This window comes from Sulfitobacter geojensis, assembly GCF_000622325.1.
Taxonomy (GTDB): Bacteria; Pseudomonadota; Alphaproteobacteria; order Rhodobacterales; family Rhodobacteraceae; genus Sulfitobacter; species Sulfitobacter geojensis.
In genome coordinates, this window is sequence record NZ_JASE01000002.1 from 63,846 (window position 1) to 76,910 (window position 13,065).

Consider the following 13,065-nt stretch of genomic DNA (forward strand, 5'->3'; position numbering starts at 1 on the left):
GCGTCGATGTAAGTCAACAGCGGCGCAATCGCATATATATAAGATTGGACCCTTGTTATGAGATGCCTGCCAAGATTGATGGTCGCTCCGAATGGCGCAAGACGCAGTCAATCGGATCACCCTGCCCTCCCCGTCACCGATGCCGAAATCCTCGCAACAGCGATATCGTGCCAAGAAGCCGGAGCAGATGGGATTCATGTCCACATTCGCGATGTCGAGGGGCGGCATGAACTTGATACGGGTCACTATCGCGCTGTGCTGGATCAACTCTGTGACACGGTTCCGGACATGTATGTGCAAGTCACTTCAGAAGCCGCCGGTCGCTATAGCGGCGCCGAGCAACGCACGATTATGCAGGTCCTTCAACCCGCATATGTGTCGGTGGCCTTGCGAGAAATGGTCCGTGAACCGCAAGATTGGGCTCAAGCGCAGGAGTTCTACGAATGGGCCACGTCCTCAGGCGTAGAAATTCAACATATCCTTTACTCCCCCGAAGACGTGCAGTGGTTTGTCCGAGCAATCCATGAACAGCGCATCCCGGGCACACACCACCTCATCCTGCTTGTGCAGGGAACATATGCGCATGGCTCGCAGGGTCGGGCCTATCTGGAGGACTATCTGACCGAACTTGGCAAGGCAGACGGCATGTCCTTTGACTGGATGCTATGTGCGTTCGGTCAGCAAGAAACAGAAAGCCTTGCGCGTGCGGCCCAACTTGGCGGCAAGGCACGTGTCGGCTTCGAGAACTCGCTATGGAACATGGACGGGACACTGGCGAAGAATAATGCCGAACGCGTTCGCGAAGTTGATACCGCCATAAAGCGAGCCGTTCAAAAGACCATCTAACGCGTCGCTGGTCAGATCAACGACTGAAGCACGGTGGTAAAGCTTTCCAACTGAGTCTCACTGAACTTGCCAAAGGCCTCTTCGGCATGGGCTCCTGCGACGTCCCAACAGCGCCTTGCCTTGGCATGTCCAGCTTCGGTCATTTCATAAACACTACCATTGTAGCGAATGAAGTCCCTGTCCGACAGGCCGCGCAGCGCGTCGTCGACCTCATCAATCGGGACGTTTAACTGCGTGATCAATTGTTCCGCCTTCAGTGCAGGCAAATCTGTCATGATCAACAATGCACGGGCTTCGACGACATTGAGGCCCAGCGTCTGAATCTTGGGTTGATAGCGGGCTTGATAGGCTTGAACGGCACGCATCATTAAAAAGAACTTGTGGTTCTCTACTTTGCCATCCGACGGCGCGTGCAACGGATCTGCCTCGGCACATTTAGACGTCTCAGGGTGGCCAAAGATCATTGAATAGGAGCCTTGATGAAAGCATAGCGGCGCACGCCCGAAATCATCAAATGCCACCACTTTGCCGATAAATATCCAATGATCCCCTCCGTCCAGTTTGTCGTAGGTCTCACATTGGAAACGCCCTGAGCAGCCCGAAAACAAGGGCGCACCGCCAATGCCGGCTTCCCACGGGACACCAGCAAACTTGTCCACCTGCTGACGGGCAAAATGATTTGATAGGTCCATTTGTTCACTCGCAAGAATGTTGACTGCAAAATGCGGCGACGATTCAAAGATGGCGTTGCTTTTTGCCTCCTTCATGCTGCTCCACAGTATCAGCGGCGGGTCCATCGACAGCGAATTGAAGCTGTTGGCGGTGACTCCAACCTTTTCTCCATTGGGCCCGCATGCGGTAATAATGGTTACTCCGGTGGCAAAATTACCCAGCGCTCTGCGAAACGCGCGAAGATCGACTTTGGTTTCGGCAACGGGATTGGGCACGGCTCAACCTCCTAGTGTTAGCATGGTTATCTTAGTCTCAAGAAAGACGAGTGAACTGCGAACCGACCGTGTCTTGGCCGAGACGCCCGCTCTTGGTTCAGTTCTACAAATATGCAGGTTCGGATTTTGTGGCCTCGTCCAAGATCGGCATCACCTTTTCTGCCATCAGGATCATGCTTTCTCGGCCAAGCTCGTAATCGGTCCAGTCATGGCCTGCGTAGACTAGATGGTTGAACGTCCCCGTTGTTTCGCGAAGCTCTAACACCTGATCCGCCACCGATTGCGGATCGCCGTGGATCACCAAACGGTCCAGCACATAATCAAGCGTTACCTCTTCGTCTGGCATGGCCTGATCTTCTTTGAACAGGTTCAACCGTCCACCTTTGCGTAACTTTGTTAGCAACTGCGAATAATACAGCACGTAGGGGCTACCCGGATCACGTGCATAGGAGCGCGCTGTTTGCTCATCCCGTGCAACGCAGATGTTCTTCGCCACGCGCCATTCGTCATAAGAGGCCAGTTTTCCCGCCTGTTTGCAGCCCTCGGCGTAATTGGGCCAATGTGTCGCCGCCCATTTGGGCAACAAGAAGTTCGCCGAGATCGGTTGCCATCCCCGCGCAGCCATTGCCGTCACCCCCTTGGAAAACGGGGCAACGACTGTGCCGATAATGGGGGGATGCGGATCTTGGTAAGGTTTCATTATGTCACCCTGACCAATCTCTCGCATCATTGTGTTTTGTGTGGACACTTCATAGTAGTCACCCTTGAGATTATATGGGGCTTCTCCCGCCCAGATATCGAGCACCATGTTAATACACTCAAGAAACATTGCGTTCCGGTCTCTATTGAGATTCCCGAAAATCTCCGCATCGGACATCAAACCACCTGGTGAAATGCCAAAGTTCAAACGCCCTTCCAACATATGGTCCAGCATCGCAATTTCGGCAGCGACCCGCGCAGGATGGGAATTAGGCAAATTGACAGTGCCAGTCCCCAGTCGAATGTTCTTGGTTTCGTAAGCAAGGCTGGCCAGAAACGCGACAGTCGACGTAATGATCTCGGCTTGATCGGTGGTATGCTCTCCGCAATACGCCTCGGCAAATCCCAGTGAGTCGGCCAACAAGAACGCTTCGCGGTCTTCAGCAAGACTTTTCGAAAACGGCTTGCCAATCGGATGAATGGGCATCGTGAAAAATGATAGTTGCATTGGTCGCTCCTTCGTTCCCACCTACCTTGTCGAACCACCAAATCAATTTGAACTGATAGTTTAAGATGCTTTCTATCCGATTTTCTGATATGAAAAATCACCGTGGCCGGTTCAACAGCAGTGAGTTATTGTGAGACGAATACGAACGGGACTGTTGCGTTAATCCGCTGACGGCAAGCATATGCCTAGATAGTTCGGTTGGTCATGCCGCTGCGGCGAACAGTCCGCTGATGAATTCGATCTCTCCGCTGACGCCGGGTTGTTTGTGATGGATGTGGCCGCGTTTGATGGTTCGGATTGTTTCGATGCCGCTGAGGGTCGCTTTGGCCGTTCGGAGCGACCGGAAACTTTGGCGATACCCGAGGAGGCGCTTCATGGCAGCGTGGTCGCTCTCTACCAGATTGTTTCGCCACTTTTGATCGATGTGCCGGATGCTGTCGAAGTGTGGATCGTAGCGGTGGTTGATCTCGCGGATGACGCGCCGATAGGCGCGCGCTTTATCGGTGCAGATGGTCACAGGCCGATGCAGGCGTACACGTTCAATCGCCTTTTTCAGAAAGGCTTTGGCCGCCTTCGCATCTCGGCGCGCGGTGAGGCGAAAATCGATCATCTGACCATTTGCATCGACCGCACGCCAGAGATAACGCCATTTGCCGCCCACACGGATGTAAGTTTCGTCCACGTGCCAATCGACGCTGGCGCGGCGCAGATGCTTTTCGGTGCGCTTGGTCAATTCGGGGCCGAACTTCTGAACCCAGCGATAAATGGTCGACCGGTCAACGGTGACTTCGCGCTCTGCCAGGAGATCGACCACATCCTGATAGGATAATGGGTAACGCAGGTACCAACGCACAGCACACAAGATGATCTCACGCGGAAAGCGATGATGCTTGAACGGGGATTTACGCAGCATGTCTAACCTCAAAAGCGCGAAAGTGGCCAAGCCAACCGATTAATGCAACAGTCCCGCTGGATCTGATCACAACGGTCTAGTCCTTGATCCGCCACATCCTGAATCGTCCTTGTTGCGTCACTTCTCGGATCAGGCCTCTCTCTTCCATCCAGGCGAGGTTCCTTTGAACCGCCGCGCGACTTGCGCCTGTTAATGCCTCCGCCATCGGGGCTGACACCAAAGGCCACTCTGTCAACGCCGAACGAAGAGCCGCCGGAGTTCGCCCCGAAAGCTGAGACATGACTCCTTCCGCCCGAGCACTCCATGTCTCGGCATCGTCTAGATGCCGTATCGCCGTCAGAATTGCGCTGTTCATCCCATCCAACCAGCGAGCCAAACGTTCGGTCGGCGAGCCCGAGACACGCAACCCCCCTGCCCCGCCCATGGCGAGCGGTGCAAATACAGCACCCCTTCCATCGCTGACAGCGATCCTGGACGCGGTGACGGCGGCTTCCATCTGGCCGCCGTGCTGTCCGAGGCCGGCCAGGTTCCAGAGATGAAAGCCCATGCAAGCCCGCGTGATTGGGTGGAGCTCGGCTGCTGCAGCCATTATGTCCAACCATCCGCCCGCGCGATCTTCGAAACGCTCAGCGCCGCCTGCAATGTTCTCGGGATCGCGGCGATCCAGGAGGGCGGCCAAGTCAGCCTTCGGTCCAGGACCGCCTGTCAGGCGCCGAACAGCCCAGCCAACTCTTGCCAGGGCATTTGGGTTATCCTGTGCACCTGACAGCCGCATCGATATCCAAAGCGCCAGACGATCAGAACTCACCCGATCCCCTGCGAACCAGCTAAGGTCCGCCGCCTCGATCAAAGCGAGGCGATGCCGCCAGCCTTCCGGGCCACGCAGCAACCGGTCGTCCAGAGCACCCAAGCGTCCAGCAACCCGTGCCAGTCGCGCAGCGTGAACGCCTTCTGCCTTTGCCCAGTCTTCGATGACGGCAGTGTCCGGCGGTTCCGCTCGCGGCCCGGGAGGCAAATCATATGGTTCTTCTTCGAATGGTCCTGGCAGAAACCAGAGATCCTCTTCGAGAGCCTCTTCATCCTCCTCGATGGTGAAGAGGGGGTTATTGAAATCATCAGTTAAAGCGGATGCTTGGGTCTTCATATGTGCAAAATACTGTTCTTTTGCACATTACCCAAGTGATTTTGTGGCGGTTGCCTTCGCTCTTTATATAGTATGCGCGCGCGACTGCCGGTGAAACCTCTCAGATCGCGCTCAGCGCAAGGAAACCAAGGGTTTTTGGACGAGCGCGACGAGAGAGCACCTGCTTGCATTCGTTTACAAACGGTCGTTTAGTAATGGTACCTTAAATTGCAAACGGCCCGTTTTCATGCCCCTGATAGGCTACGCCCGCGTTTCCACAGAGGATCAGACCCCCCTGCCCCAGTCTGAGGCCCTGCAAACTGCGGGATGCGTCGAAATCCATGAAGAGCACGCCTCCGGTGGCAATCGCGCCCGGCCGGTGCTTGCCCGTGTGCTGGAGCGCATTGGCAAGGGCGACACGCTGGTTGTCGTGCGGATCGACCGGCTTGCGCGGTCTCTTTCGCACCTTCTCGAGGTAATCGAGCGTCTGGAGACAAAGGGTGCCTTCTTCCGCTCGCTCCAGGACCCGATCGACACGTCCTCCCCCCAAGGCAAGTTCACGTTGCAGGTTCTCGGCGCCGCGGCCGAGTTCGAGCGCGCGCTGATACGTGAGCGTACCAAGGCGGGCCTTGCCTCTGCGCGCGCCAAGGGTCGCGTTGGTGGCAATCCTGGGCTTCGCACCAAGGACCCCGCCGCGCTGCGCAAGGTGCGGCTGGCACGACAGGACGGCTACATGGCGCGCCTGAACGAAACCGCGCAGGATTGGGTGCCACATGTGCGCCGCTTGCGCCCCGATATGGCATGGGAAGACATCCTGCGGTTTATCAATGGCCCCCTACCCCACAGCCGCCATTGGACGCAAAGCCGCCTGCTCCGCGCCGTGAAAGCATATGTGCGGGACGGGTTTCTGCCCGCTGAAGTGCTTGGACGCGCTGGACGTCGCGAAACCGACGATCGCCTGCCTGCGATTGTTGCGGCCATCAAAGGTTCGGACCCGGATATCACGCTACAGGCGATCTGCGACCGGTTGGAAGCCATGCGTGAGCGGACTCCACGGGGACGTACAAGCTGGCAACCGTCATCCGTCAGGATGCTGTTGGAACGGGCGGAGCGACTTGGCCTCATGCCGTACGAATCGAGCCAAAATCAGATGTAGCTTCTGACCCGAATCCAAAAAATTTCACCGGGAGAAAACTCCGCAGGAGGCAGAAAGTGCCATTAGTTGCTTGGGGTTAGCTGCTAATGTGCCAACTCAACAGAGTAGCGGCTCGATTTGGTTAGATCTGCATTTAATATATCTATATCAATGACTTGCTGAGTTTTTTACACGACAACACTTATAGGTGTTGTGGATAACTTTCACACTACATTTAGATTCTTCTTGCCGGACTCACTGGATCGTGGCATTCCCATTCTGACGGCAAAACGCGTCAGACACGCTGTACACCGTCAGAATGACTAAGAGCCTCAACAGAGGCCGAGAGTAGGCGGCAGGACATGGATGATCGTAACATTGGATACACGCAAGGCATAGGCTCTTCCGATATCGGAGCATTTGCCGACAATCTGGCTGAGTCTTTGGATCGCCAGATGAAGATCGCTTTCGAACCCGAAGAACGAAAGTCCCTACGTCGCTTCAGTTCCACCGAAGTCGCCGGCCTCCTGCGCGTAAGCACATCTAACCTGCGCAACCGGCACAAGGACGGCAGCTTCCCGGAAGTGCATACAGACAACCGCGGACACCGGTTCTACACAGCCCAAGAGATTGATGAGTTGCGCGATGTTCTTGGACGCACTGGAAAGAACGCAGAAAGCTACCGCCCAGGTCGACGTGATGGCGATCGTCTCCAGGTGATATCCGTCGTCAACTTCAAAGGCGGCTCATCAAAGACTACTGCAACGATTCATCTTGCGCAAAGGTATGCCTTGCGCGGTTACCGCGTGCTGGTCCTAGACCTCGATCCGCAAGCAAGTTTGACCACGTTTTTCGGCTTTCGGCCCGAGCTTGAGTTCGCCGATGGCGGCACAATCTATGATGCTTTGAGATATGAGGACCAAGTTCCTCTCTCGAACGTCATCCAAAAGACCTACTTCCATAAGCTCGACATGGTGCCCGCCGGTTTGATGCTCTCGGAGTACGAAACCGAGACCGCAAACGCTCTCGCCCGTCGCGTACAGCCCATCTTTGCAGAGCGCCTCGCCTTGGCGCTTGAAGAGGTTGAGGCAAACTACGACATCGTCCTGATCGACTGCCCGCCTCAGCTTGGGTTTCTAACCCTAACTGCGCTGGCAGCCTCGACGGGGCTTTTGGTTACCGTGGTACCTGGCATGCTTGACATCGCATCCATGAGCCAATTCCTGAAGCTTGCTTCAGAAACGGTCAAGGCCGTGGAGGAAGCCATCGGTCGGCGTGTCACATGGGATTTTGTCAAGTTCCTGATTACCAGATATGAACCGTCGGACGGTCCGCAGACCCAAATGGCAGGCTACCTGAGATCAATTCTGGCAGGTCAGGTCATGACAGAGCCAATGCTGAAGTCTACGGCGATCTCCGACGCGGGGATGACCCAGCAGACCGTCTACGAAGTCGATCCAAGCCAATTCATCAGAAAGACAATTGATCGCGCCCTGACCAGCGTGAATGGCGTTGGCGATGAGCTAGAGCAGACGATCCAAATGGCATGGGGGCGTCGCTGATGGCCCGAAACATCTTCAACCAGCCTCCAAGGAATGAGACGGAGAGCGGAGCCCCCTCCCCTACCCCGCCAAAAGCGGCAAAGCTGCCGGGATCTGTTGGAGGATTGCGCGACTCTTTGCGCGAGATCACAGCAAACTCGATTCGCGATTTCGAACCCGATCAGATTGACATGGATGGGCTGCGCGATCGGTTGGTGCTGGAAGATTCCAGTATCGATGAGTTGGCCGAGAGCATTCGCAAGCATGGCCAACAAGTGCCCATCATGGTCCGTCCATCAGCCCAACCGGACAGATACCGCATCATCTACGGCCGCCGCAGGCTTGCGGCGATCCGTAAGGTCGGTGGAACGGTCAAGGCAATTGTTCGAACCTTGGACGATGACGCATCTCTGATCGCTCAAGGCCAGGAGAACAACCTCAGGCTTGATCCGTCTTTTATAGAAAAGTCTCTTTTTATCAAAGAGATGCAAGAATCCGGGTACAAACCCGGTGTCATTCAGGATGCTCTAGGCCTGACCCGGCAAGGCGTATCCAACCACAGGGTCGTCATAGAACAACTGCCAGACGGTCTTGTTCAACTCATCGGGCCAGCACATGGGATCGGACGACGGCAGTGGGGTGATCTAGCTGCCTTATCGGTGAAGGTAGATTTGGTGGACATCGCCAAAGAGGCGCTCGCCGCCCTGCCCGACGACACTCCTAGTTCCGAAAAGTTCCAAGCGGTCTATTCGGCTTGCTCGAGAAAAGCACGTAGCGACAAGAAGCCGCCCAATCGTGGGCTGACTTCGGTCATCAATGATGAGAACGGCAGTTCATTGGGCACGCTGACAATCGATGAGAAGGCGATCGCTCTCAAGGTCACCAAGAAGGACAATCCAGAATTCGGCCAATGGCTCGAAGAGCACGCGGAAGCTACGCTTTTGCAACTCTTCGTACAGTGGCGGAATGAGAGAGGCTCTGGGTCCTAACCCAGGCCACACAGAGCAACACGAGCAGAGGAGAAAAGCGAAGACCCGAAAGAAAAGAGCCCCCCAAAGTTTCCCCTGGAGAGCCCTCATCATCTGATTAGCATCTTTGATGTAGCAACCTCCAGCATACCGGTCAAGAGTCACCGATTCGGTGGACTGATATTTTTTGCCTTTTTCCGCGAAAATTCGAGGAAAGAGACGGGGAAGTTGTGGGCCGAACGGTCGTCGTGAACAAGCCATGGCATTTACAAAACTCTCGATCGAAGCCGCAGGTGCTGATGCAACCCGCGGCTCATTTCCCCCATCTGAAACCGACGTCTGGACCATCTTCAGAGCCCTGAGAGATGCACGCAGCGTGTTTGGTCTACGTCCTGGCCACATACAGACACTTCAAGCAATGCTCAGTTTTCTGAAACCTGGCCATGGCGAAACAGTTTTTGCGTCTAACAATTCACTTTGCCAGCGCGTTGGCGGAATCGACGAACGGACACTCCGGAGGCACATCAACCGCTTCGTTGAACTCGGATTCATCAAGCGCAATGACAGCTCGAACCGAAAGCGCTACCGCGTTCGCTCATCCGGCGGGGAGTGCATCAGTTATGGATTGTCTCTCACCCCCCTGCTCCAACGTGCGAGCGAGCTTATAGCCATCGCGCAAGAGATGGAGAATAACCGGCGAGATCGGATATTTGTCCGCAAACAGATCCTTACGAAGCTCGCCCATTTGGAAGAGCACGATCCCAGCAACGCATTCATCGACCACGCACGGAAAGCTCTACGCAGAAAGCTTAGCCTCCCCGAATACCACGCTCTGCTCGCCAATACAGATGCAGAATGCCAGAGTTTGGCTACCCCGGATGACCCGCCTGAAACTATGGAATTGCCCGCCAATGACGGACAAACTGTCCGGCATCAATCTAAGTCTGAAGAAGAAAAAAAAGATTTAGATAGCAACATAGGCGATGAAGTCCTGAAACCAGACTTGCTGACCTCAGTCTGCGATCAAGCGACATCGTTCTCCACAGAGAGACTTAGAAACTGGTTTGACATTGAAAACCATGCTCGAACACTTGCACCCATGATGGGCATTCACCCAGAAACTTTTGAGAAAGCCAAGAATGCTGTAGGAGCTCAGAAAGCGTCATGCGCGATCTTCATCATGCTACAGCTTGGAAAACGCATCAGGAACTTTGGAGCGTATTTTCACAGTATCACCTTGGGCCAACGTCAAAACCAGTTTGATCCAGTGGCTTTGATCAAACGTATATCCAAAACTGCTGTGCAAACCGCCTAGTGTCCACCGCGGTGGACGTCTGACTGGCAACTAGTCCAATGACGCGCGGTCATTCCGCGTTCCTCTGACCGGCCGATGTCCACCGCGGTGGACAGATCCGGCACTAAGTCTCACAACTCACATGCGTGCCAGCCGCTCCTCGTCATCCACCACTTCCAAAGAACCTTTATTGTCAGTCCAGGCCCACAGGACGATGTTGAGGTCCGATGACGACGTACCCTTCGCAAAACTCTTGATTAGAAGCCCCGCAAACCGATCTGCTATGAGGGCGCGTGCTAACTCCTGTGTCGGCACCAATTGGCCATCCAGCATTTTCATGCGCCATGCAGGGTCGGCAAGCATCGCCTCGGTCGCGCCATACCGATCAAGTCCGTCCTGATCGCGAGTATCGAAAATAGGCCCAAGGTCGGCCTTGTAGGACACCAGGATTGTGGGTTGCAGGCTGCCGACCTGGTTGGCTTCTCTAAGAGCGGTCGCGGGATCCAGCGTGGTGTAGAGGGCAGGGGTGCCCTTGGCGTTAAAGCGCCCTCCATAGAGTTCAGCGCCTCGTCCGGACAGAGGTTTACGCGCATAGACCGGGTTCAGGGCGCGATAGAGTGGCCCTGTGTAGCGCCCATCTTTCAGCGGCATCAGGCAAAGACGCCCGCATCGACCGCATCGATGTATTCCAGAACTTGCTGAGCTTTGCCTTCCTGCACCAGCTGCATGGCTGTCCGGCCATCAAAGCCGGGCAGGGGCTCTGACCGGTACCATGCATAGGCCATCAGTTCCGAGCCGAAGCGGGGTTCGACTTTGTTGAGTACTTCTACCAGTTCGCGCAGGCGGCGCTGTGTCTTGTCAGACCCGATCCGCGCCCGCCGTTGCAAGGCATCTTTACCGAGGCCAACCGTCAAGGCGATCTCTTCTGCCGATGTGCGTAACACTGCCGCGATCTTTCGCGGCTCGAACTGTCCGCCTTCAGAGAAGTGTGCAATGTGCATGTTTTGACATCCTTCAGCCAGTCTGACGGCATATAGCGACAATATTGCTGAATTACAAGCTTCGAGTAGGGCATGCGGAGATTGCCGCCTGTATTCTCCGCAGATTTTGCGGCAGTTATTGTTGTCTTGACGAGATTATGCGGTATAATCTCCGCAAGGAATGCGCAAAATATGACCTACATTCACGAAATCACTGACTGGCCGCAGTTTTCTTGGGACAAGGCCAAGCTGTCTTCACAACTTGCCGCTGTCCGCCACCGACAAGGCAAGCTCTTGGGACGCATGGAAGGCCTTGGCTTTGATCTTCGCAATGAGGCGATGTTGCGAACTCTCACCAGTGATGTCGTCAAGAGCAGCGAGATCGAAGGCGAGACGCTCGACAAAGATCAGGTTCGGTCGTCTATCGCAAAACGGCTGGGGCTCGAAATCGGCGGGCTGATCCCGTCTGATCGCCATGTCGATGGGGTCGTCGAGATGATGCTGGACGCGACGCAAGCGTATGACCAACCCCTGGACGCAGAGCGATTATTCGGCTGGCATGCCGCCCTTTTCCCAACCGGGCGAAGCGGAATGACCCGGATCACCGTGGGGCAGTGGCGGATCGGCCCTATGGAGGTTGTTTCAGGACCTATGGGTCGTGAACGCGTGCATTTTGAGGCGCCGGGAGCAGCACGGCTTGATACAGAGATGGGGCGGTTTCTGACCTGGTTCAATCAGGTCCCTGACACGGATCCAGTTGTTCATGCCGCAATTGCACATCTGTGGTTCGTCACGATCCACCCCTTCGACGATGGCAACGGGCGCATTGCGCGTGCGATCGCGGATATGGCGTTGGCTCGATCCGAACGCAGTTCACAGCGGTTTTACAGCATGTCGACCCAAATCCGGCAGGAGCGGAGCGCCTATTATGATATGCTCGAGACGACGCAGAAGGGCGGGCTTGATGTCACGACTTGGCTCATTTGGTTCCTGAATTGCCTCGACCGCGCATTTGATGGCGCAGAGATCATTTTGGAGGCTGTGTTTCAAAAGGCGCGGTTCTGGGAGAAATACGCAACGGCCAACATCAACGACCGCCAGCGGGACATGCTTAACCGCCTCCTCGATGGGTTCGAAGGAAAACTCACGACGTCGAAATATGCGAAGATAGAGAAGTGTTCGCAGGACACCGCATATCGCGACGTCCTCGACCTGATCGACTTGGGAGCACTTGAGAAAGATGACGCTGGTGGACGTAGTACCAGCTATTCGCTGTCAGCGAAGTGACGAGGCTTGTCGCATCCGGTGCTCAGGACAAGCACCGCTAGGATATGTCAGACAGTCACCAGAGAAGATTGCCGATCTGAGGCTTGCTATAATTCATTGATATGAATTGTAAAAATAGGACTTTTAGGTGTGGTCTTACCGATATTCGTTGCCGATCCGGAATTTCTGCGTGCAATGAAGAAAACTGGGGCTGTGCCGACCCCTGAAGTTCTTTTCCCGGGCTGGTGGGGCCTGGAAAAGTGAAAGTACCCTTCGGGTTTTGCGACTGACGGATGAGGGCCTTTGGGGTCCCTCAGACGGGTCCGGGCCGGGTTCCGGTCTGTCTTTCCTGATGAAGGGCATTCCCATGCAAACAGGTGTCTTGCGCGTGCTGCGCGCGACCGCCGCCTCCTGGTGGCGGCACAAGGAACTGCGCCGAACTGGCCAGCTGAAACTGGCACGGCGGCTCGAACGCGAGACCGTGTTGCGCGTTCTCGTCCATCTCAGGCGGGCGGCGACATTTCCGAACGCCCATGTGATCTGCGGCGATGGCGGGACATTCATCCATTTGGGTTGGACCACAGTGTCGACCTTCGCGCCGATCGAGCGCTTTCCCTTGGCCGCTCTTGCGGTCGCACGTGGCACGCCGTTCGACCCGTCACCGATGTCATCGCTTTCGCGAACCTCCCCCGCGTAACACGGGGAGGATCGGTCAATCCTGAGCCATGGGTTTCTGGCAGGTCCGTCTCGCTGACCACTTACATTAACATGGTCGAAAAGCTCGGGGCCACGATCGCGAGCGATCCACGCACCAGTCGCTCAACCTGATCCCCAATTATTTCACC

At 55.6% G+C, this 13,065-nt stretch carries 12 protein-coding genes and 1 pseudogene; 7 read left to right on the top strand and 6 right to left on the bottom strand.

All coding sequences use genetic code 11. The features are described 5' to 3' along the window. The first annotated feature begins 57 nt into the window (after window positions 1-57). On the top strand, window positions 58-846 hold the full coding sequence (locus tag Z947_RS0100645) for a beta-keto acid cleavage family enzyme (protein ID WP_025042387.1): 789 nt from the start codon (window positions 58-60) through the stop codon (window positions 844-846). A gap of 11 nt (window positions 847-857) precedes the next feature. Here the strand turns inward: Z947_RS0100645 and Z947_RS0100650 are convergent, their stop codons facing one another. The 4 genes from Z947_RS0100650 to Z947_RS0100665 all read right to left on the bottom strand — a co-directional run bounded on the left by Z947_RS0100650 (window position 858) and on the right by Z947_RS0100665 (window position 5,057). After that, window positions 858-1,793, bottom strand: coding sequence for a p-hydroxyphenylacetate 3-hydroxylase reductase component (locus Z947_RS0100650; protein WP_025042388.1), 936 nt, complete (start codon window positions 1,791-1,793; stop codon window positions 858-860). Between the two features lie 103 nt (window positions 1,794-1,896). After that, window positions 1,897-3,000 carry an LLM class flavin-dependent oxidoreductase gene (locus tag Z947_RS0100655; protein WP_025042389.1) on the bottom strand — a complete coding sequence of 368 codons (1,104 nt, stop codon included), beginning with the start codon at window positions 2,998-3,000 and terminating at the stop codon, window positions 1,897-1,899. Window positions 3,001-3,202: 202 nt separating this feature from the next. Then, window positions 3,203-3,913: an IS6 family transposase gene (locus Z947_RS0100660; protein WP_025042390.1), complete on the bottom strand. Its 711-nt coding sequence runs from the start codon at window positions 3,911-3,913 to the stop codon at window positions 3,203-3,205. A 76-nt stretch (window positions 3,914-3,989) separates the two neighbouring features. Continuing rightward, window positions 3,990-5,057, bottom strand: a complete 1,068-nt coding sequence (locus Z947_RS0100665) for a hypothetical protein (RefSeq protein WP_025042391.1) — start codon at window positions 5,055-5,057, stop codon at window positions 3,990-3,992. Between the two features lie 226 nt (window positions 5,058-5,283). Here Z947_RS0100665 and Z947_RS0100670 point away from each other — a divergent pair, with 226 nt between their 5' ends. The 4 genes from Z947_RS0100670 to repC all read left to right on the top strand — a co-directional run bounded on the left by Z947_RS0100670 (window position 5,284) and on the right by repC (window position 9,995). Beyond that, window positions 5,284-6,192, top strand: a complete 909-nt coding sequence (locus tag Z947_RS0100670) for a recombinase family protein (RefSeq protein WP_025042392.1) — start codon at window positions 5,284-5,286, stop codon at window positions 6,190-6,192. A 341-nt stretch (window positions 6,193-6,533) separates the two neighbouring features. Then, a complete protein-coding gene (gene repA, locus Z947_RS0100675; RefSeq protein ID WP_009807965.1) occupies window positions 6,534-7,733 on the top strand; it encodes a plasmid partitioning protein RepA in 1,200 nt (399 codons plus the stop codon). Continuing rightward, on the top strand, window positions 7,733-8,701 hold the full coding sequence (repB, locus tag Z947_RS0100680; RefSeq protein WP_235602363.1) for a plasmid partitioning protein RepB: 969 nt from the start codon (window positions 7,733-7,735) through the stop codon (window positions 8,699-8,701). Before repA ends, repB begins: the two co-directional genes overlap by 1 nt. Window positions 8,702-8,939: 238 nt before the next feature. Beyond that, complete coding sequence (gene repC / locus Z947_RS0100685) at window positions 8,940-9,995, top strand: plasmid replication protein RepC (protein WP_025042394.1); 1,056 nt, start codon at window positions 8,940-8,942, stop codon at window positions 9,993-9,995. Window positions 9,996-10,112: 117 nt separating this feature from the next. Here repC and Z947_RS0100690 read toward each other — a convergent pair whose 3' ends face one another. Both Z947_RS0100690 and Z947_RS0100695 read right to left on the bottom strand, forming a co-directional pair. Then, window positions 10,113-10,625 carry an RES family NAD+ phosphorylase gene (locus tag Z947_RS0100690; protein ID WP_025042395.1) on the bottom strand — a complete coding sequence of 171 codons (513 nt, stop codon included), beginning with the start codon at window positions 10,623-10,625 and terminating at the stop codon, window positions 10,113-10,115. Then, window positions 10,625-10,975, bottom strand: a complete 351-nt coding sequence (locus Z947_RS0100695; protein WP_025042396.1) for an MbcA/ParS/Xre antitoxin family protein — start codon at window positions 10,973-10,975, stop codon at window positions 10,625-10,627. Before Z947_RS0100695 ends, Z947_RS0100690 begins: the two co-directional genes overlap by 1 nt. A gap of 171 nt (window positions 10,976-11,146) precedes the next feature. Between Z947_RS0100695 and Z947_RS0100700 the strand changes: the two genes are divergently transcribed. Next, on the top strand, window positions 11,147-12,241 hold the full coding sequence (locus Z947_RS0100700; protein WP_025042397.1) for a Fic family protein: 1,095 nt from the start codon (window positions 11,147-11,149) through the stop codon (window positions 12,239-12,241). A 331-nt stretch (window positions 12,242-12,572) separates the two neighbouring features. Beyond that, a pseudogene (locus Z947_RS20640) lies at window positions 12,573-13,048 on the top strand (hypothetical protein). Window positions 13,049-13,065: the final 17 nt, after the last annotated feature.